Below are 20,191 nucleotides of genomic sequence, written 5' to 3'. Positions count from 1 at the left end.
ATCAGACCTCCAGATAGCCGCCGGTGGAGCGGGTGAGATAGTCCCGACCGGTCTCGGTGACGAGGACCGTGTCGGAAATCTGTGTCGCGCAAACGCCGGGAACACGGATGTTCGGCTCGAACGTGAAAATCATGCCTGGCTCCAAAACAAGCGGCGAATTGGCGTCGAGAGATGAATGTTCGTGCGCGCCGAGGCCGATGCCATGTCCAATGCGACCAGGAATATTAGCGCCGTACCCGCGCGCCTTGAGACCTTTGCGGGTGTGCTCGAAGAGTTCCTTGTAGGGTGTTCCGGGCTTGATATAGGCATCCACCTCGGAGCGGATCTCATGGATCGCGTCGAGCGCCCGCTTGTTGGCATCCGGGAGCGGACCCATTGCGATGGTTCTCTCGTTCTCCGCATGAATGCCGTTGGCGATCGTCCAGATCAGCACCGAAACAGCCTCGCCGCGTTGCGGCTTGCGGGTCGTCGGGTTGTCGCAATTATAGAACATGCGTGGGCCGGAAAGCGCCCAGGTTGCCATGCCGTTCTGAACGCCGCCTTCCAGCGAGCCGAAGTCCGCAACCTCGACATCCGGGTATTCAGCCGTCCAGAGCTTGTTCATCTCGTGCATCGAGGCGATGCAGACCTCGCGTTCGTTGCCGCCGGCAGCAAGCCCCGCGATTGCCGTCTCCATGCCCCGATCGGCGATGCGCGCGGCAATCCGGGCATGGGCGATCTCGTCCGGATCCTTGATCAGGCGGCAATGGTCAATGAGGTGGCTGACATCCGCAAATTTTGCGTCCGGCAGCGCCTTGCGAAGCTGGCCGAGGCGGCTGATCGAGATGAAATCCTCTTCGATGCCGACGGTTTTTCCGATCACGCCAAGGTCACCCAGGATCGAAGCGAGCGCATCCTGCCAGTTCGGACCCATTGTAACCTTCGTGGACCAGGAACCGTAGAGGCGGATATCCGGCACCCAGGCGCTGGCGCGGCCATGATCATCGCGCAACGCGTGCACGAGCATAATCGGGTCGCGATCCGGAGTGAGGATGGCAATGACCGGATGCGAATAGATGATCGGGTTGAAGCCGGTAAAATAGAAGCTGTTTTCCGGCTTGAAGGACACAATGACATCGACGCCGTGCTTGACCATGCCAGCCTTGAGGCGGCCGACGCGAGGCGGCAAAGTGGAAGCGGAAATCTGGTTCATCGCATGGTCCTCAGTTTCGGATCGAAATAATCGCGTAGCCAGTCACCCATGAGGTTGACGCTGAGTACGGTGAGAAGAATGGCAATCCCGGGAAAGGTCACGATCCACCAGGCCGTCGAGATATAGACCCGGCCGTCGGCGAGCATTCGGCCCCAACTCGGGTTCGGCGGCTGAACGCCGAGGCCCAAGAAGGAGAGAGCCGCATCCATGATGATGATGCGGGCAAGCTCCAGTGTCGCGATGACAAGAGCCGGCGTCATGACATTCGGGAGAAGATGCTTGATCATGATCCGCCAGGTACCAGCGCCGATCGCATGGGCTGAGAGAACAAACTCCCGCTCACGGAGCGCCAGAACCTGCCCGCGAATGATGCGGGCGTAGCGCAGCCAGCTCGTGAGGGACAACACGATGATCAGGTTCGTGGTGGACGGTCCGAGCGCGGCAATGACCAGCAGTGCCAGCAGCATCAGCGGCAAAGCAAGCTGAATATCGACGATGCGCATCAGAACCCGATCGACAATGCCGCGATAATAGCCTGCGACGATGCCGAGCAGTGTGCCAACGATTCCGCCGAGCACCACAGCGGCTGCGGCGATCGCCAGCGTCACACGGCTTCCATGGACGATACGCGACAGGATATCACGACCGAGCTCGTCCGTTCCGAGTGGGTGCGCACCCGGCGAGAACAGTCCGGTCCAAGTTGGCGCCACCATGCGGGCCAACAGGTTGGACCGAGTCGGAACCGGCAATCCGAGATAGGGCGCGAGCAGCGCGGCCAGCACGAAAACCAGCACCAGCACGAAACCGAACAGTCCGGCTCGGCTTTTAAGAAGGGCGAGGAAGAAGGACTTCATGGGATGTCGCTCCTATCACCGCCGGATCCGCGGATCGAGCACGCCGTAGAGCAGGTCGACCACGAGGTTGATGATAATGAAGATGGCTGCAACCAGCGCGACACCCGCTTGAATAACCGGGAAATCCTGGTTCTGGATGGCCTGCATGATGATGCGACCGACGCCGGGCCAAGCAAAGACAGTCTCGATTACCACAGATCCGCCAAGCAGTTCGCCGGCAATGATGCCGATCATCGTGACGACGGGAATCAGCGCATTGCGGGCGATATGCCAGAAGAAGACCGTTTGCGGCATCAGGCCTTTGGCGCGCGCCGTGCGCACATAGTCTTCCCGCATGATGTCGAGCAGTGATGATCTCAGGAGACGCGCGATCGAGGCGGAAACGAAGACGGCGAGCGTAAAGCCCGGCAGGACGAGATGCGCCCACGTGCCGGAACCGCCTGTGGGAAACCAGCCCAAATCGACCGAGAACACTAGGATCAGCATGATTCCGAGCCAAAATACCGGCGTCGCTTGGCCTAGGAGCGCTCCGACCATCACAATGAATTCCGAGATCGTGCCGCGCTTCAGGGCGGCCACTCCGCCTGCGGCAGCCCCGATCATCGTCCCGAACAGGAGAGCAGTGCCCGCGAGCAGAGCCGTGGCTGGCATACGCTCAAGCACCACCTCCATCGCTGGGCGGGTATGCTGAAAGGAAACACCGAAATCGCCGCGCAGCATGGCAAGCATAGCAATGCCGTATTGTTCAAGAATGGGCCGATCGAGGCCGAGCGATGCCCGCAGGGTGTCTAATGCGTGCTGGTCGGCTCCCACAGGAAGTAACAGCAGTGCTGGATCGCCAAGAACACGGCTCACGAAGAAGACGATCGTGACCACACCCCAGATCGCAAGGGCGGCTTCCGCTAGTTTGGTGAGAAGATAACGAGTCACGACCCGTACACTCCGCTTGTCGCGAAACGCGTCATCACTCGGCCGCGCCTCTCTGCAGATCCGCGATAGCGGCTGCTGCGTCGGTCCACTCGTCCCCGAGCAACTCTGGCGTCTCGAAGGCGACCAGATTGGCGAAGTGAGTCTCCCTGTCTGCCACGAAGAGGCTGCGGGCGATGCCGCGGGCGAGCCTGCGACCACCATCGCTGACCGCCGGAATATCGCCAGACAGCTTTCCATGGCTCAACGTGGCTTGATAGTTGAAGCAGTGCACGAGGCGAAGCGATGGGCAACTGCCTGGGACCCGTTCAAGAAACTCAAAATCCGCGCCAAGGTAGGGCGAGCTTGCCAACTCGCCATTTTCCATGCCCGGCTCAGGAGTAAAAACGTCCTTCCAGAAGCGGATGAAGGGCGCAAACTTTACCAGCTCTGGTCGACGGTCAAGATCGACGCGGAATCCTGTTGCAAAGATCACAAAGTCATACTCAAGGTCACCGCAGCTTGTCTTAAGGACAACGCTCTCGGGTTCCTCATGCATTCCGCGGACGGCAGTTCCAAGCAGAAAGCGGCTGTTCGGGTGGCGGGAGACCCGCAGGGTCGAGTCGCGCGGCGGAGGCGTCTGGGCACCAAGCGTATGCTCTAGGAACTTCCATTTCCATTCATCGCTGAGCCCGGCGAAACCCTGCACAACGCCCTGGCTTGCAATCCCAGTGAATTTATTGATCCGCGGCAAATCCTTGCGGCGGATGATCATGTCAACTTTGGCTGCCCCGGCCTCAAGTGCAGTCGCGGCGTTGTCCATAGCCGATGCCCCGGCGCCGACAACGGCAACCCGCTTTTCCCTCAAGGCATCAAAGTCAATGTCGTCGGCAGAGTGCGCCCAGAACTTGCGGGGCACACTCTCGACAAACTCCGGCACATAGCTCCCGCCGAGGCCGTCGCGACCGGTCGCGAGCACCACATGGCGTGCGTAGAGCGTCTCGGCTTTGCCGCTCCCGCTATCGATCACGTTCAGGGCGAGCAGATCATCATGGACGGGCTCGATGTTCATGACGGAAACGAGATTGCGAACGGGAAGTGCGAACACCTTCCGGTACCAGATCAGATAGTCCATCCACTGGTTCTTCGGAATTTTCCCGAGCTGCTCCCAAGCGTTGGTGCCGAATTGCGCGACATACCACGCCCGGAACGTGAGGGCGGGCAGACCGAGAGCAGGGCCCGTAAGTTGCTTAGGCGAGCGGAGGGTTTCCATGCGAGCGAACGTGACCCAAGGCCCTTCCAAGCCCTTCGGTGCGCGATCAACACAGACGATGTTATGGATACCAAGCATCTTCAGGGCGGCAGCTGCCACAAGCCCACACATGCCGGCGCCGATGATGACAACATCGAGGATCCGGGCGCCTTCATACTCGCTCGCAGGCACCCACTCTTTGGGAGGAATCTCAAGGAGAGACAGATCCTCGGCAAGCCTGTGCTCAAGAGCCTCAAGGTTACTCACGGACTGCAGAAATTCCGGTTTCAAATCAAACATCCTGTCTATGCGGATCAGCACCGAACGTGGCATCGGCAACACGATCAATGTGTCTTGGATCGTGGGCGACAATTCTTGGTATCCGAGTTGCGGAAACCCGGATGATCAGCTGAATGAGTTCGCGAGCTGTCTCGGAAAGAGGCTTGGAGGCGGCAGAGAAAATCCCCCAAAGGAAGGGGATATCCATATCGAGCGGCCGGATCTCTACGTTCTTCACCTGTGTGCCGTGAGCCGTGGCCGGCTCCACAATGGCAATGCCAAAGCCAGTGGACGCAAGCTGCAGCGCAGTCAGGGCGACGTTTGTGTCGGTTATCCTCAAAGGGCGCACGTTCGCAGCCTCTAAAGCTTGGTTCACCCGGCGGCGAAGCCGGAAGGGGTTAGCCATCGTGATGAGGCAGCGACCCGCGAGATCACCCATGGAAATGACCTCGTTGGCCGCTAAAGGATCGTTCGCTGCGACTGCTGCAACACAGGGTGATTGGAAGAGGCCATGCACCTCAAGGCCAGGATGTTCAACAGGGAGGGAGGCAATGCAAAAATCCGCAGTCCGCCCCAGAACTGATTGAACAGCGGCCTCCGCAGAGATGCTTCGAAGATGGATGTCACGCGGCAGACGATCTTCCTGCAAAACGGACAGTGCAAGCGGCACGAGACCGCTGGCGAATGCTGGGATCGCAGCAATTTCAATTGGAGCTGGATCCTCGGCCAAGATCCTCTTAGCGCGCTCCTTCAGTTGTCCGATCCCTGTTAGAAACCGTTCCGCTTCAGAGTGGAAGGCGATAGCCTTGGGCGTCGGGGTAATTCTCGGCCCGTTACGATCAAACAGGGAGAAAGCAAGCGAGGCTTCAAGTTCTTGGATCAGGCGCGTGACCTGAGATTGTGAACGGTCAAGCAGCCGGGATGCCCCGGTAATACTCCCCGCCGACATCACGGCCAGGAACGCTTCTAACTGCTTGATTTCCACACTAGACCTATGATGCAAGTTACAGGAGTTAGTCGACCGATAATGCACAATTCGCATGATGGAGGCAATAGAATGTTCTTTTAAAAGAACGGAACATTATAGGGGTTTGGTCTACCTGAGCCCTAGAATGTAGACAGTCGTCACCATCGAGAGAGGCTTGAGGCGCGGCACCGTCGTATCGAACAAGAGCGGGAGAATGTTCTTTAGTGCGAACGAGATCACCCCTATGTGCGGGCTGGCTCTGGCCTTAAGCTGTGGATCTGCGCCGCCCCTTAGCTGGTCCGCGGGGAAGTGCAATTCCTTGGCTTAGTGACACAAAATGGAATTTCGGTGAGCTCAGGAGTAGCACCGATGATGACCCCGCTGACCCTCTGAGCTCGCCAGCGGAGGCGGGTGCTCAATGGCAGCCGGCTCATCTGGCAGCATCCGATGCCGGTTCACGCCCTGCAGCAGCGCCAGATTGATTGCGCCATGATCGCTAAGATCTGGCGATGCGGTAAGCGGCACCGAGGATGTCGAATACGTCCATGAGACGGGCGACGTATGGATCATGCGCCTTGAACTCAGCGTCCTCGTGCTCCCGGTTCCACTGCTTCTCCAAGGCATCGATCAGTCGCGTGAGGCGGCGGTGATGAAGGCCGAGACCCTTCTGGACCGGGTCAGTTATGATTCCGGCGAAGGCGGCGGCGACGGAGGTGATCGCCAGAAGTCCTCCGGTCACACCCCCGACCAAGACCGGGGATACCGCCGCCGGGAACAGACCATACCATAGGCCTCCGGCACTAGCCCCCAGCGGAAACGAGGCAACGGCTGCATTCTGCGCCAGAGCGGCGGCCAAGGCTGGCCCCAGGGACATGACCCCGGGCGTCACCTTCTGCAGGGCAACGGCCCCTGCTCCGACAGTCATCAGCGAGGCGGCGATCTCGGCGGCTGCCGCCCGCGTCCCCGCATAGATCTCCATCGATGCCTCAAGACGCGCCCTGAATTCGAGATCGTCTCCCTTTCGTCCGATCACCTCGAGTGACTGCTGAAGCCGCTCCTGGAGTTCCGGCGCTGCCAGGATCGTCTCCGCAAGGGCATCGCGCTGGGACACGCGGCCGCCCTGCTGGAACGGCAGCTCGAGGAGCTCGGTGATGATCAGCCATTCGATCTCCTGCCCGAGATCGGTGTCGAACATCAGGTTCCTCGATCCCAGGTACTCCGAGGCTTTGTCCGCACCGATCGCCTTAGCCCCGGCGGCGGCCAGTTTCGTCGCGAGCTGGGGAACGGCCAAGGCGATGTTGACGGGACCCTTGAGCATGTCCCATCCAACCGCCTTTCGGTGCATGGACAGCGATCCTGAGAACGAGAAGTGTCGCTGCACGAACTCGTTCACCCTTGCCCGACGGCTCTCGAAGTAGCGGCGCGCACCCTCGGCGACGATGCGCTCGGCCTCGCCCCGCGTGAGCAGGGGTTCGGGACCCGACGTCATGCCCCCGCGTCCTGCATCGTTCTTTTCACGAAGCCATCGAAAAGAGGCACTGTGAACGCGGTGTCACCATGGGAGGGGCTGTAGATCATGCCCTTCGAGATGAGCGAGTTGCGGATGGGAGCAACGGAGGTGACCTTCATGCCGAGTGTGTCGGCGATGTCCCCGGACCGGTGCGGCCCCTCGCCAAGTTCCGCCATGGCGCGCAGGTAGCGCTTCTCGGATGGGGTCAGCCTGTCAAAACGAACCCGGAAGAAACTCGCGTCGAGCTCGCCGAGGGCCGCGACGGTCGCCCGCCGGGCATCGTCGCCGTCAATGGGGGATGCCTCCGCAAGATCCCAACTGTGCTTTCCCCACTCTTGCAGAAAGTAGGGATACCCTTGTGTCTGTTTGGCGATCTCGGCGATGGCCGCGTCGGCGAAGGTCACGCCTTCCTTCTCCGCGGGCACGCAAAGCGCCTTGCGGGCCGCATCGGGGTCCAGCTTGTCGATCGGGACGTACTCGAAAAGCCGCTCCGCGTAAGACTTGGCGCGCCCCATCTGCCCGAGGAGTTGCGGCAGCCCCGCGGCCACCATGGTGACCGGAAGCTGCCTCTGCGATGCACGATGCAGAGCCGTAATGAGGGCCGCCAATTGAGCCTCGGGCACGTATTGGAGCTCGTCGATGTAAATCACGACGATGGTGTCGCGCTCTGCGGCCGCCTCACCAATCGCACCCAGGAGGTCGGACAGGTCGTTCTCGAGATCGCCGCTGTCGGCGACACCGGGCTCAGGGTCGAGATCAATCCCCACCTCAATGTCGGAGTACGTGACCTTCAGGGCCTTGGCGAAGCCAGCAAGCGCCCGCATGGCCCTCTTGGCCCCGTCCCTCAGTGCCTCACCGCGGCTCAGCTTGAGCAGCGTCGCCCTCAGGGCTGGGGCCAGAAGGGCCGGCAGTGACCGCTCCTCAGGCGCCTCGATCCACACGCTTACATACTGCTTGGCTTCAGCGTCGAGGCGGATACGGTTAAGCAGAACAGTCTTACCGACCCCCCGGAGGCCGTAAAGGATGAAGCTGCGGCTGGCCCGGCCTGCCTTGATGCGGTCGAGCGCGATTTGGGCGCGCTCAAGAATGCTGTCGCGGCCGGCAAGCTCGGGCGGTGGGTTGCCGGCTCCCGGCGCGTAGGGGTTCAGTCGAGGATCCATTTATAGCGAGTTTAACCGAGTTTATGATATTTCCATAAACCTAGGTAAGTTCCCGATAAATGCAAGGCCGCGCCTATTTGCTGTGGTTGCACCCTTCTCGCTTCTGTGCGTCTCAGAGCTCCTCATCTGCTACTGCCGTTTCGTAGCCGCCCACCGCCCACCCGCTTAAACACCCTTGCCAAGTACCTCGCGAATGGTGGCCAGCGACAGGCCGAAGTGCTTGGCCACTTGGTTGGGAGCCACCCCGGCCTGGAGAGCAGCCTGCACCGCTTTGCGCTGCCCCTCCTGCAGAGGGGATGCAGCCTTGCGAGATCGCAGGTGGTTGACCTGCTTGGCAGGCCTTGAAATCAGCCGATCCAGGGATGATTGCGCCTCGTTCACTGCCTTCAGCAGTTCCAGCCGTCTGCCCCGACCCTTCTGCAATCGGCGCTGAACTTCCTCGACGACCTGGCCCAGCTGCTCAGCCAGCTGAGCGTCGGGCAGGCTGGCAAGCGCCGGCGGCTTAGCGGTCGCGGGAGCCGGTTCGGACGCAGGTGTCGGGATGGTGAGCGTGACCTCGAACAGGTCGAGCGTGCGTGGTGAAGATCCTTTGGTCGACATAGTCCTCATATGGGCATTGTGCCGTCCTGTCCCAAGCTTGGGGATCTCGTTCCATCGCCGCGTCAGATCGATGACAGGGCGCCGGTCATGGTGGGCAAAGCCGGTAATTGCGCCCCGGTGCCACGACACCAGTTTCATCCTCATCGGTCCTAGGGAGCTTGCGTTGGCGTGGCAGCCCTGCCAGAGGCCCGGTCTGGCAACTGGGCCTCGACAGCCGCAAGGAAGTCTTCCACCGCGGCCATTCCGCCCTGCTCCAGGTTCCGGCTGTGGGTCCCACCCGCAATGCGGATGAACCGCTTCGGCTCGGGAGCAGCCGCAAACAGCCGCTCGCCGAACGCAAACGGGACGGTGCGATCATCCGTGCCGTGCAGGATCAGGATCGGCGCTTTCACCTGGCAGATGATGTCGAGCGAGCGGAACTGGTCGAGCATCAGCCAGGAGACGGGCACATACCAGTAGGTGAGGCTGGCCACATCGGCCGTGGAGGTGTAGGGCGCATCCAGGATCAGGCCGGCCAGCGGCTGCTCGCTGCCCAGGCGTACGGCCAACCCGGTGCCGAGGGACTCGCCATAGGCGACCACCCGAGAGGCCTCATAAGATTGCCTTACCCAGTCATAGGCCGTGCGGGCATCGGTGTGCAGACCCATCTCCGTAGGCGAGCCGGTCGAGCCGGAGTAGCCCCGATAGCTGATCGTCAGCAGCCCACGCCCGGAGGCGGTCAGGGCCTGAGCGCGCAAGCGCCCGCTCCAGAGGCTGCCGCCGTTGCCATGGAAGTACAGGATCAGCGCCTTGCCAGGCTGCGGCGGCTTCCACCACGCCACCAGCCGTTCGCCATCGGGCGTCGTCAAGACCAAGTCTTGAAAGCCGGACAGCCCAGCCTCGGCGGCGGTGCTGCGCCAGTCCGGGGCTGGATACAGCAGGCTGCGCTGGTTCACGAACAACACCGCGAGGGCGCAGGCGTACAGAGCGAGCACAGCGGAGGCGAGGATGAACAGACGGCGGACTATGGAACGAGCGCGGTGTCCTGCCACGGGTCAGCCTCAGAGCTTCGGCACTGCCATACCGCGTTGGACCGCAGGGCGCTCTCCGACCTCCTTGAGCCAGCGGTGGAGGGATGGTTTGGTGGCAAGACTGTCGGTCAGGACATCCTTCAGGAACGTGGTGGCCGCCACTGTCCACGGGTAGGCCGCAATATCGGCAATCGTGTACGTGTCACCGGCCAAGTACGGTACCTCAGCCAGACGCCGCTCCATCACGGTGAGCAGGCGATCGGCCTCATCCGTAAAGCGCTTGATCGCCAGCGGCGCCTTCTCGTCCGAGCGTTTGGCAAAGAAGCCGAGCTGACCGAGCATTGGCCCCTGGCCGCCGACCTGCCAGTAGGTCCATTCCAGCGCCTTGTACCGAGCCGGCCCTGGCGGGGCAAGAAAGCGGCCGGTTTTCTCAGCGAGGTAGGTCAGGATGGCGCCGCTCTCAAAAAGGGTGAGCGGGCTACCCTCCGCCTCGTCATCGACAATGGCTGGGATCTTGTTGTTGGGCGAGATCGCCAGGAAGTCGGACGAGAACTGCTCGTTGTTCCCGAGATTGACCGGCCGCACCTCGTAAGCAAGGCCCGTCTCTTCCAGCATGATGGGCACCTTGCGGCCGTTCGGCGTGGTCCAAGTGTAAAGCGTGATCATGGCGGCTCCTAAGCACGAGTAGCGGGTGATGCTCTGAGACCTAAGAGATAGCAGCCGACCCGGGTTAGACGAGGCCTCATGCGCGGTAGCGGGTGCGGCCAGTCACGGAGCTTGTCACAAGTGACCCCGAATGTCGGCTTGGGTCATCCTCTGCCCATCCCCTGCCCTTCAGGAGCGTCCGCTTCGGCGGGGAAAGCTGTCCTCAGGTTTAGGTCTCGGATGTGCCAGAACCGGTCCTTCCATCGGAGGGCATCATCCTCGTGAAGTTATCCTGCGGCGGCCGGAGCATGCGACCGCGCCGAGGTCGCCGGCGAATGCACAGTCAATCCATCCAGCGGTGAGGCACGTCTAAGGGTGATGCGGGTCAGCTCGGGCGGTCGCCCGAGCCGTAGCGCGAAGCCAGGCCAGAGCGCGGTGCCGTTATTGAAATAGAGTGTCATCCCGCCGACCTGGTACCGGCCCGAGACGAAGCCGTTGTTGGCGCGCGCGACGAGCCGGTCGAGCCCGAGGACCATGCCGCCATGGGTATGCCCGGACAGTTGCAGTGCCACGCCCTGTGCGGCCGCCTGCGGGGCGTTCCTCGGCTGGTGATCGAGGAGCACGATCGGTGCGTCTGACGGCGCGCCATCGAGAGCCGCGGCCAAATCCGGTGCTGGGAGGCGGGTCCGGGTCGCCGACAGGTCAGTGACGCCGGCCAGCACGAGCGACGCGCCATCGCGCGACAGGACCGTATGATCGTTCGCGAGCACCTGCATTCCCAGGCTGGCGTAGTGATGCATCCATGCCTCGTAGTCGAAGAAGTACTCGTGATTGCCGGGGATGACCCAGACACCATCCTTTGCCCGCAGACCGCGCAGCAGCTCTACGTCGGCGCGTCGTGCGTCAAACGAGCCGTCGATCAGGTCACCGGTTACCACGATCAGGTCCACGCCAAGCGTATTGGATTTGTCGATCAGCGCTTGGGTTCACTCCTTGGAAAACAGGCGGCTGATGTGCAGGTCGGTCAATTGCAGAAGCCTGTAGCCGTCGAACTGGTGCGGCAGCCCGGGGATGGCAATCTCGACATCCTTGAGCGGCGGCACGCGTGTTGCCAGATAAACGCCCAGCGCCGACAGCAGCATGGCGGCGATCGCGGCAGCGTAGCGCACCCCGTCCGGTGTCGCCCAGCCGACGGGTCGAACTAGCCTCGCCACCAGGGCCGTCCCATCAAGCGCGAGCTGCATCACCGCCAGGAGCACGATGGCCCCGAACGCCCAGTTGAACAAGAGCACGAGGGCACGCGGGAACCCGGGTGAGAAGACGGAGCCGGACGAAAGCCGACTCTAGAGATGATACTGCGATGCCATGAGCAGCACGATGGCAAGGATGACCTTCCCGCCGGGTGCCCAAGGAAGCGGCCACAGGAATCGCGCTAGGACATAGAGGCTCGGCAGTGCGAATGTCAGATGGAACATGGACGTCCTTGGAGCGAGCTGGCGCAGGACCGGAACGGCTGACCGTCTTGAGGAGGGTTGAACCGAGGGACTGCGACAGGGGGTGCGAAGGCCCTCTTTATCCCAGCGGCTCGAAAATATGGGTCATATCGCCCTCGCTGGAAAGCACTCTTGGCATGGGCCGTCACGCCAGGGCGAATGCCATCAATCGGTGAGGTTGGCAGCGATTGCTTCCATCTCATCAAAGAGATCTTCGATTTGCGAAGGTTCAGGACAGGGCAACCGCGCAAGACTGGAGAGGATCAATCCCAAGGCGGCCAGCAGGAGGAGCGGCGGTTTGCTGTCTCCAGACTTGCTGCTCCTTCGAGACAGACATGTCATCAGGGATTGCAGCTCTTGGCATGGGGCTGGCTGCTCCCGGGCCAGCAGCAGTGCCGCAAATCGCTGTCCGCCGGTTTCATAGTCATGACGTAGCTGGCGGACAAATGCCTGAAGAATCGGTTCGGATCGCTTTTCAGCCTCTTGCAACGTGTCCACGAGGCGTGAAGCCATGCGACGCTGGAGGCCGGAGATCAGACTGTCCTTGGAGCTGAAGTGATACAGGAGCCCGCCTTTGCTGACTCCCGCCGCTTGGGCGACTGCATCAAGGGTAAAGGCGGAGATGCCTCGAGTCGTGATCAAATCCTCAGCGGCATCCAGAATACGATCGTGGGACGAGACCGCTGTCGTGTCGTGCTGCGCTGTCATGTTCTCTCAGCTATCAAGTCGTTCCTTAGGCCGGCCGTCGTCCTCTAGCGAACACGGCCGGCCCACTCTCATCATTGCGCTGGGGTCTCCTGAGCCGGCGCCAGCAGGACGTCGTCATCCTCTTCGCGAGCCTTTGGCTGCTTCCAGGCGATCAGACGGTAGAACATCGGGATCAGGAAGGTTGCGATGAAGGTCGCCGCCAGCATGCCGCCGATCACACCCGTGCCGATCGAGTGGCGGCTGGCAGAACCTGCACCTGTCGAGATCGCGAGTGGCACCACGCCCAGAATGAAGGCCAGCGATGTCATCACGATCGGTCGGAAGCGCAGGCGGGCGGCATCGATCGCAGCCTCGACTGCGCTCGCGCCCTCCTGACGCCTGAGCACCGCGAACTCCACGATCAGGATCGCGTTCTTGGCGGCGAGGCCGATGAGCGTCACCAAACCGATCTGGAAATAGACGTCGTTGGTCAGCCCTCGCAGCCAGATCGCCACAAGGGCACCGAAGAGCGCGAAGGGAACCGCCGTGATAACCGCCAGCGGCAGGCTCCACTTCTCGTACTGCGCCGCGAGGATCAGGAACACCATGATCAGGCCGAAGATCATGGCCTGAGATCCGGTGCCGCCGGTTTCCAGTTCCTGGTAGGCCGAGCCCGTCCAGGCCACCTGGAACCCCTCCGGCAGCGCCTCCCGGGCAACCTCCTGCATGGCCGCAATCGCCTGACCGGAGGTGTAGCCCGGAGCCGGGTTTCCCGTGACCTTGGCGGCATTGAAGGCGTTGAAGCGCTCCAACTGGTCAGGGCCAATGACGCGCTCGACAGTGACGAGCGTGCTGAGCGGGATCATGCTCCCCGCAGCCGTCTTGACGAAGACGTGCCTGAGATCGTCCGGTGTCTGGCGGAAGTTCGACTCGGACTGGAGCATGACGCGGTAATTGCGTCCGAACAGCGTGAAGTCGTTCACGTACATGCTGCCGAAGGTGCTCTGCATCGCCTCGAACACCGAGTTGATCGGCACGTTCAGAGCCTTGGCCTTGTCGCGGTCGAGATTGATCTTGTACTGCGGCACGTTGGTGCTGAACGTTGTCCGCACACCTGTCAGTTCAGGCCGCTTCGAGGCAGCCTCAACCAGCTTTGTCGTGGCTGCGTTGAGGTTGGCAGCGCCACCTCCGGTTCGATCCTGCAAGTAGAGTTCGAACCCACCAGTCGTGCTCAAACCCATAATGGGGGGCGGATTAAAGGCCAGAACCATACCGTCCTTGATACCATCGTTCATGCCCATGAACGGGCCCGGCAGCTTGCGCGCATCGAGCTCCGGTGCCTCGCGCTCGGCCCAGTCCTTCAACGACACGAAGGAGGTACCGGCGCTGGTCTTCATACCGCCCGAGAGCAGGTCGAAGCCCGACACCGCGAAGACATTCTCGACCGCCGGATGGCTCTGGAAGTTCTGGCTTGCCGCGTCCACCACGGCCTCGGTCCGGCTCAAGGAAGCGGCGGGCGGTAGCATGGCGACGCTGAACAGAACGCCCTGGTCCTCATCCGGCACCAGGGAGCCTGGGATCGTCATGAAGAGGTAGGCCGTCGCACCCGCCACGCCCGCCGAGATCAGCAGGCCCACTGCCACCCGCCGGACCAGGAAGCGGACACCGGCCGTATAGCCCGCCGTCAGCTTGTCGAAGGCACGGTTGAACAGGCGGAACGGCAGCGCCGGCTCGTGGTGCCCGGGCTTCAGGATCAGGGCGCACAGAGCCGGTGTGAGCGTCAGGGCCACGATCCCTGAGATCGTCACCGAGATGGCGATGGTCACAGCGAACTGCTTGTACATTTCGCCGGCGAGACCGCCCATGAAGGTCACGGGCACGAACACGGCGCAGAGCACCAGCACGATGGCAATGACGGGTCCCGTGACCTCACTCATCGCCTTGATGGCGGCCTTGCGCGGGGACAGGTGCTCCGTCGACATGATGCGCTCGACGTTCTCCAGCACCACAATGGCGTCGTCGACCACGATGCCGATGGCCAGCACCAGGCCGAACAGCGTCAGCAGGTTGATCGAGAAGCCGAACAGGTACATGCCGGCAAACGTGCCGATGATCGAGATCGGCACCGCAATCACCGGGATCAGGGTCGCGCGCCAGTTCTGCAGGAACAGGAACACGACGCCGACCACCAGCACGATGGCCTCGATGAAGGTGTGAATGACCTCCTCGACCGAGACCTGGATGAACTTCGTCGTGTCGAACGGGATCGCGTAATCGACCCCTTCCGGGAAGGCTCCCTTTAGCTCCTCCAGGCGGGTCGTGAGCGCCTCCATGGTCGCCAGGGCATTGGCGCCCGGCTGGAGATAAATCGCGATCGGCACCGCCGGGGTGCCATTGAGCTGTGCCGTGACCGTATAGCTCTGGGCCCCGAGTTCCACGCGAGCCACATCCTTGAGGCGCAGGGCGGCCGCATTCTCGTTCGAACGCAGGATGATGTCCTCGAAGGCCGCCTTGTCCGGCAGGCGGCCCTGTGTTGTGGCCGAGTAGGTGAAGGCGACCGACTTGTCGGTTGGCTCATCACCAAAGCGGCCCGCGGCGAACTGAGCGTTCTGCTCACGGATGGCGGCCGCAACATCGGTCGGCGTCAGGTTGAACTCGGCGAGCTTATCCGGCCGCAGCCAGATGCGCATGGAATACTCCACCGATCCGAGGACAGACGCATCACCGACGCCCGGGATACGCTTGAGTTCATCGACCACATTCAGAAGCGCGTAGTTGCCGACATAGGTCCGGTCATACCGCGGATCCTTCGAGAACATGGCGACCATGCCGAGGATCGAGGTCGAGCGCTTGGCCACGGTGACACCCTGCCGCGTCACCTCCTCGGGTAGGGTCGAGGTTGCCCGCTGAACCCGATTATTGACATCGATGGTCGCCTGATCCGGATCGGTGCCGAGCGCAAAGGTGACGCTCAGCTGCATCGAACCGCTGCTCGAGTTCGTGGATTGCATGTAGAGCATGCCTTCCACGCCGTTGATCTGCTGCTCCAGCGGAGCCGCCACGGTCTGGGCGACCGTCTCGGCGCTGGCGCCGGGATATGCGGCGCTTACTACCACCTGCGGCGGCGTCAGTTCAGGATACTGAGCGATCGGCAGAGCCCGGATGGCCAGGGCGCCCGCTAGGACAATCACAATGGAGATGACGGCGGCGAAGACCGGCCGGTCGATAAAAAAGCGAGGGTTCATTGCGTCACCGCGACATTCGTGTTGGTCAATGAAGCCATAACAGGTGCTCCCGGACGGACCTTGATGACGCCCTCGGTGACGAGCTTGTCACCGGCCCTCAGGCCCGAGGAGACGATCCAGCCGCTTTCGATTTGGCGGCTCAGTTCGACCGGGCGGATCTCGGCGTTTCCGGTGCTGTTGATGGTATAGACGAACTGTCCCTGGGGTCCCTGCATCACGGCCGCCTCGGGAACGACGATGGCATCATCCAGGGTAAGGCCGGTGACGGTCGCCCGCACGAACTGCCCGGGCACCAGACGCTGGTCGGGATTCTTGACGATGGCACGAGCCTGCAGGGTGCCGGTCTGGGTATCGATGCTGCTAGAGGTGAAGTCGATCGTGCCTTCCTGATCGTAGACCTCACCATCGCCGAAGGTGATCTTCACCTTGAGGTCTTTGGCCGGAGATCCCTTCGGTTGCTGGGAAGCCAGGAGGCGACGGATCTCGGCACCCTCGCGATCGGCAAAGGCGAAGTTCACGTAGACGGGGTCGAGTTGGGTGATGGAGGTGAGCAGGCCGCTGTCGCCGCTGGTGCCGATCAGGCTGCCCTCGGGCACCTGCTCCAGGCTGGTAATGCCGCTGATGGGAGCCCTCACCTTCGTATAGTCCAGGTTGAGCTGGGCGGTGCGAACCTGAGCCTCGGCCGCGGCGACAGAGGCGGCACCGAGTTCCTTGGCCGCAATGGCATCGTCACGGGATTTCTCGCTGCCCGCGCCTCGCGCGAAGAGCTGTAACGCCCGCTCGGCATCCCGCACTGCCTGGTTGTACTGCGCCTGGGCCTGCTGAAGCTGCGCCTTCGTACGTGCCAATTCCGCATCAAAGGGGGCGGGATCGATCTCAAACAGCACTTGGCCCGCCTTCACCGGCGTACCTTCGGTGAAGTTCCGCTTCAGGAGGATGCCGCCCACGCGCGCCCTCACCTGCACCTCACGATAGGCCGAAACACGGGCGGCATACTCGTAGGTGACGGGCACAACCCGTGCCTGAACCTCCGTGATCGTGACCTGCGGGGGTGGGGTGGAGCCTCGAGGCTGCTGAGCATGAACTGGCAGAAGCGAGGCCAAGAGGAGGGTTGCAGACAAAAGGTACCCGGCTATCGGCTTCATAGGGCGGATCATTATCGGCCTCGATCGATTGATTGTGCGCTGCATATAGTCGTTGACTTACGAGTCAGTCAACCGTAATTGACTCACGAGTTAGTCAATGGATCGGTTGGCCCGGTGGAGCGCTGGAAGCGGGAAGGGCCAATCGTGTTGTCCCAGCGCCCTCCCTGGTAGACGGTCGTGCTCGAGAAGCCGTAGAGAGCCAGTGGGGAGATGTGAGGAGTATCGGATGGCTGGAGGTGTGAGGGCCCGCCGCAAGGCGGAGCGTCCCGGGGAGATCCTGGAGGCTGCCTTCGAAGAGTTCGTGCAGAACGGCTACGCGGCCACGCGTCTCGAGGACGTGGCGGCGCGGGTCGGCGTCACGAAGGGCACGATCTACTTCTACTTCGAGAACAAGGAACAGCTCTTTGTCGCCATGGTGCGCGAACTCTCGCGCCCGGTCCATCTACAGGCCGAGGAATTCGCCGCATCGAACTCATCCACGGCTCCCGAATTCCTGCGGTCCTATCTCTGCTTCCTGTACAGAATTATCGCGACGGATCCGCGAGGCCGGGAGATCCTTCGCCTGCTGATTGCTGAAGCGAGCCGCTTCCCTGCATTGATCGACGAGCACCACCAGAACTTCATGGGACCGGTAGTCAGACGGCTGCGTCAGGTCCTGGACGATGGAAATGCCAAAGGCGAGATCCGTCAGTCTTCCGTCCTGGAGTTCCCGGAACTCCTGCTCGCACCGGCCCTGTCTCTCAACATCTGGATGCTTCTGTTCTCGGATCGTCGGCCGATCGACATGGAACGGCACTTCGAGATCGCGGTCGATCTTCTTCTGAATGGCCTCCTGCCCCGAACCACATCGGAGAGCAACAAACCATAGCGGATCCCGATTGGATCTGCTGCAATCTTGTGCCCCCGTGGCAGCAGGTCCCAGCCCCGCATCAAGCACCTCGTCTCGTGTCAGCGGCCATTCCCCTCAAAGGCGCTGACCTCTTTCGGCAGGAAACGAGCCGATCCTTGATGCGGGGCCTACTTTTTGCGAGCTATCCGCGAGAGGCATGGCACATTCCAATGTGATTCAGCATCGAATATGTACCCTTGAGCCGACCGCCGTTACGCGCATGACGTTGATGGAGAATTCGTCGCTTCAGCGGGGTCATCATCGGCGCCGCTCGTGACCCCACCAAATTTTCATTTTGCGTCGCTGAACTCAGGCGTCGCGCTCCCTTGAGAGGGGTCAGTTCTTCGGTGCCGATTAACAGTCATGCCCCTCTCCCGTGAAACGGAACTTACCCGCAGAACAGCATGACACCTCGACCCGCTCGGGACGGATGCCTGAATTTGTAATGGGACATCACCTGATGCTGATCGAGCTTAGTGGGGCAGGTTCTATCGGCCGAATTGCAGCGGTCTATTCCATGTGAGGGGATTAGGCCAGACAATCGTTTGGAACTGGCAAGCACGTTCGGTGAATGAGTGGCTTCTGGACGCCCGCAATGACCGATAATCCCTACATACTCATCGGACATTGGTAGGACGTTGACTTTCAAATCCTTTGACTAGAGCCGCCCGTGGCGGCCTGTATAGGCGGATGCAGGTAAAGGCAATCGAAGACCCGCTCGACTGCGTGTCCCAGATTTTGCTCTGCTTCCGTGGTACAAGCCGGCTTACACCTATAAGCAGTATTGTCCTGTCCTGTGAGGCGGTGGTTGCAAGACTGCGTCACACTATCCTCCCACCTCACGACATGTGGCGAACGAAAACGCCGACGGCTGCGTGCCGCCGGCGAAAGCAGTCCGGTTCATTAGAACGGATGCTTGGTGTTTGCATAGAATGCGCGGTTGAAGGGTGTCTTGAACGTGTAGCTCACGAAGCGAGGGGCTTCGAGGTTCAGTGTGCTCGCCGCCGCATTGAGGGCAGCAGAGTTCGTATCACTCCACTTCCCTGTGCTGAGACGGGTGACCATCGCCTCGATCGCTGCTGTGGCCTCTGAGACCGATGTCTCGCAGTGACCGGCGGCATCGACGAAGGCTGTCCGGTAGAGATCGCTCTTACCCTGCTTCTCGACAGCCACGGCGTAGCCAGCTAGCAGATGAGGCGGCAGCAGGGCGTCCCCCAGTCCATGAGCGTGGAAGAGCGGCACAGCGATCTTGCCCTCGAGGAGCCGACCAGGCTCAAGCCAGTAATGGACGCCTTCCGGCGTGCCTTCGATGCGCGGCTGGGCGTTGATCTTGGCAAGGTCGGCGGCAATCCCCTCTTCGCCAAGTCCGGCTTCCTGATAGAGCTTGGAGATGATCGCCTTGTGCTCCGGATCGGCGCCGACCTCATAGAATCTTGCATAGTCGATGCCGGTGTTCCACGAGGCAAGGCCCGCCGGATTGTCGTAAAGCTGCCGGCGGTTGACCGCATTTGCCAAGCCATCGCTAGCCGATTTGAACATCGCTGCCTGCAAGGAGGCGAGATCACTCTTAGGCTTCTCCTTCGGCGGATTGCTGATCGCCCCCCAGGTCGGCCACTGCGATACTGCAACCGCCAGCGCAATCCGAGCGCGCCCTTCAGGAGTCTGTTGAGCCTTCTCCATCACTGGCTTCCACGCATCGTATGCGGCCGGCAACGCATCTTGGGGGACCGGCGCCACTAGGAGATTGGAGCCGGGAGCCAGCAGGGCCTTCAGGGTATAGGGCAGATCGAGCCAGGTGTTGGCAACCGCCATACCGCCCGTGCCCCGCGCGTTGAACGCGACGGCGCCATCGATCACGTCGGCATGCTTCTCGGCCATAGCCAGAGTCACGAAGCCACCGCCTGAGCAGCCATACTGGATCGTGTATTTGGGTTGCCCGAACTTCGCCTTGACCATCTTGATCACGGCGACCTGCGCATCGAGTTCGGTCAGAGGATCGTGGCGCGTCATGCGCTCAGGATGACGTCCAGTTCCCGTGTAGGCATAGCCATGGTCCAACAGATACGCGGCGAGCTTTCCACCCTTGTTGGCCACCGCATCGAGATCGTTAATCACGATCCCGTTCCAGTTCGCAGGAACGTTGATCATGTAGGGGAATTGAGACGGAAGGGTCCCTTCCTCTTTCTTGATCTCGACACCAAGGGTCGGCGAGGCCAGCAACAGGCTGGTCAAGCCGATCGCCGCAAGTGTCATATATCGTGATGTCTGCATCTTGGGTTTCCTCCTCGGATCTCTGAAGCTCTGGGCTTCCAGGTTGAGCGAAGCGCTACCGGAGGCAGCACTTCGCAGCGGTTGAA

15 protein-coding genes and 1 pseudogene are annotated in these 20,191 nt (G+C 61.6%); 1 reads left to right on the top strand and 15 read right to left on the bottom strand.

Annotated elements, in window-relative coordinates:
* Position 1 precedes the first annotated feature (1 nt).
* From U0023_RS31845 to U0023_RS31780, 14 genes and pseudogenes are all read right to left on the bottom strand, one after another.
* Complete coding sequence (locus tag U0023_RS31845; protein WP_009490188.1) at positions 2–1,192, bottom strand: M24 family metallopeptidase; 1,191 nt, start codon at positions 1,190–1,192, stop codon at positions 2–4.
* A complete protein-coding gene (locus U0023_RS31840; protein WP_009490190.1) occupies positions 1,189–2,046 on the bottom strand; it encodes an ABC transporter permease in 858 nt (285 codons plus the stop codon). Before U0023_RS31840 ends, U0023_RS31845 begins: the two co-directional genes overlap by 4 nt.
* A gap of 15 nt (positions 2,047–2,061) precedes the next feature.
* Positions 2,062–2,976: an ABC transporter permease gene (locus U0023_RS31835; RefSeq protein ID WP_009490192.1), complete on the bottom strand. Its 915-nt coding sequence runs from the start codon at positions 2,974–2,976 to the stop codon at positions 2,062–2,064.
* Positions 2,977–3,010: 34 nt separating this feature from the next.
* Positions 3,011–4,504: an NAD(P)-binding domain-containing protein gene (locus U0023_RS31830; RefSeq protein WP_052600462.1), complete on the bottom strand. Its 1,494-nt coding sequence runs from the start codon at positions 4,502–4,504 to the stop codon at positions 3,011–3,013.
* The gene (locus U0023_RS31825) at positions 4,497–5,525 is read right to left on the bottom strand and encodes a LysR family transcriptional regulator (RefSeq protein WP_052600463.1); all 1,029 of its coding nucleotides are present in this window, start codon (positions 5,523–5,525) and stop codon (positions 4,497–4,499) included. The genes U0023_RS31830 and U0023_RS31825 overlap by 8 nt, the downstream gene beginning before the upstream one ends.
* A 421-nt stretch (positions 5,526–5,946) precedes the next feature.
* Complete coding sequence (locus U0023_RS31820; RefSeq protein ID WP_009490198.1) at positions 5,947–6,939, bottom strand: DUF6635 family protein; 993 nt, start codon at positions 6,937–6,939, stop codon at positions 5,947–5,949.
* Positions 6,936–8,120, bottom strand: coding sequence for an AAA family ATPase (locus tag U0023_RS31815; protein WP_009490200.1), 1,185 nt, complete (start codon positions 8,118–8,120; stop codon positions 6,936–6,938). Before U0023_RS31815 ends, U0023_RS31820 begins: the two co-directional genes overlap by 4 nt.
* A 165-nt stretch (positions 8,121–8,285) precedes the next feature.
* Entirely contained in the window at positions 8,286–8,858 is a 573-nt protein-coding gene (locus tag U0023_RS31810; RefSeq protein ID WP_009490202.1) for a hypothetical protein, read from the bottom strand.
* Positions 8,859–8,869: 11 nt separating this feature from the next.
* Positions 8,870–9,751 carry an alpha/beta hydrolase gene (locus U0023_RS31805; protein WP_009490204.1) on the bottom strand — a complete coding sequence of 294 codons (882 nt, stop codon included), beginning with the start codon at positions 9,749–9,751 and terminating at the stop codon, positions 8,870–8,872.
* A gap of 9 nt (positions 9,752–9,760) precedes the next feature.
* On the bottom strand, positions 9,761–10,396 hold the full coding sequence (locus U0023_RS31800; RefSeq protein WP_009490207.1) for a glutathione S-transferase N-terminal domain-containing protein: 636 nt from the start codon (positions 10,394–10,396) through the stop codon (positions 9,761–9,763).
* A gap of 266 nt (positions 10,397–10,662) precedes the next feature.
* Positions 10,663–11,850: pseudogene (locus tag U0023_RS31795) on the bottom strand (metallophosphoesterase).
* Between the two features lie 183 nt (positions 11,851–12,033).
* Positions 12,034–12,576 carry a TetR/AcrR family transcriptional regulator gene (locus U0023_RS31790; RefSeq protein WP_009490215.1) on the bottom strand — a complete coding sequence of 181 codons (543 nt, stop codon included), beginning with the start codon at positions 12,574–12,576 and terminating at the stop codon, positions 12,034–12,036.
* A 71-nt stretch (positions 12,577–12,647) separates the two neighbouring features.
* Entirely contained in the window at positions 12,648–15,800 is a 3,153-nt protein-coding gene (locus tag U0023_RS31785) for an efflux RND transporter permease subunit (protein ID WP_009490217.1), read from the bottom strand.
* Entirely contained in the window at positions 15,797–16,945 is a 1,149-nt protein-coding gene (locus U0023_RS31780) for an efflux RND transporter periplasmic adaptor subunit (protein ID WP_154660960.1), read from the bottom strand. Before U0023_RS31780 ends, U0023_RS31785 begins: the two co-directional genes overlap by 4 nt.
* A gap of 226 nt (positions 16,946–17,171) precedes the next feature.
* Between U0023_RS31780 and U0023_RS31775 the strand changes: the two genes are divergently transcribed.
* On the top strand, positions 17,172–17,813 hold the full coding sequence (locus U0023_RS31775; protein ID WP_009490221.1) for a TetR/AcrR family transcriptional regulator: 642 nt from the start codon (positions 17,172–17,174) through the stop codon (positions 17,811–17,813).
* Between the two features lie 924 nt (positions 17,814–18,737).
* On the opposite strand, the gene U0023_RS31770 is transcribed toward U0023_RS31775, so the two are convergent.
* Positions 18,738–20,105, bottom strand: coding sequence for an alpha/beta hydrolase family protein (locus tag U0023_RS31770; RefSeq protein WP_009490223.1), 1,368 nt, complete (start codon positions 20,103–20,105; stop codon positions 18,738–18,740).
* Positions 20,106–20,191 lie beyond the last annotated feature (86 nt).

The sequence above is a fragment of the Microvirga lotononidis genome, assembly GCF_034627025.1.
GTDB lineage: Bacteria > Pseudomonadota > Alphaproteobacteria > Rhizobiales > Beijerinckiaceae > Microvirga > Microvirga lotononidis.
Note: the sequence above shows the minus strand (reverse complement) of the source record. Positions and strands in the feature narration are given on the sequence as shown.

Bases quoted from the DNA above. Each gene is read 5' to 3' on its own strand.
- U0023_RS31785 (WP_009490217.1), bottom strand. From the start codon at position 15,800: ATGAACCCTCGCTTTTTTATCGACCGGCCGGTCTTCGCCGCCGTCATC.
- U0023_RS31800 (WP_009490207.1), bottom strand. From the start codon at position 10,396: ATGATCACGCTTTACACTTGGACCACGCCGAACGGCCGCAAGGTGCCC.
- U0023_RS31810 (WP_009490202.1), bottom strand. From the start codon at position 8,858: ATGAAACTGGTGTCGTGGCACCGGGGCGCAATTACCGGCTTTGCCCAC.
- U0023_RS31825 (WP_052600463.1), bottom strand. From the start codon at position 5,525: ATGCGAATTGTGCATTATCGGTCGACTAACTCCTGTAACTTGCATCAT.
- U0023_RS31840 (WP_009490190.1), bottom strand. From the start codon at position 2,046: ATGAAGTCCTTCTTCCTCGCCCTTCTTAAAAGCCGAGCCGGACTGTTC.
- U0023_RS31780 (WP_154660960.1), bottom strand. From the start codon at position 16,945: ATGAAGCCGATAGCCGGGTACCTTTTGTCTGCAACCCTCCTCTTGGCC.
- U0023_RS31790 (WP_009490215.1), bottom strand. From the start codon at position 12,576: ATGACAGCGCAGCACGACACGACAGCGGTCTCGTCCCACGATCGTATT.
- U0023_RS31820 (WP_009490198.1), bottom strand. From the start codon at position 6,939: ATGACGTCGGGTCCCGAACCCCTGCTCACGCGGGGCGAGGCCGAGCGC.
- U0023_RS31815 (WP_009490200.1), bottom strand. From the start codon at position 8,120: ATGGATCCTCGACTGAACCCCTACGCGCCGGGAGCCGGCAACCCACCG.
- U0023_RS31845 (WP_009490188.1), bottom strand. From the start codon at position 1,192: ATGAACCAGATTTCCGCTTCCACTTTGCCGCCTCGCGTCGGCCGCCTC.
- U0023_RS31775 (WP_009490221.1), top strand. From the start codon at position 17,172: ATGGCTGGAGGTGTGAGGGCCCGCCGCAAGGCGGAGCGTCCCGGGGAG.
- U0023_RS31830 (WP_052600462.1), bottom strand. From the start codon at position 4,504: ATGTTTGATTTGAAACCGGAATTTCTGCAGTCCGTGAGTAACCTTGAG.
- U0023_RS31770 (WP_009490223.1), bottom strand. From the start codon at position 20,105: ATGCAGACATCACGATATATGACACTTGCGGCGATCGGCTTGACCAGC.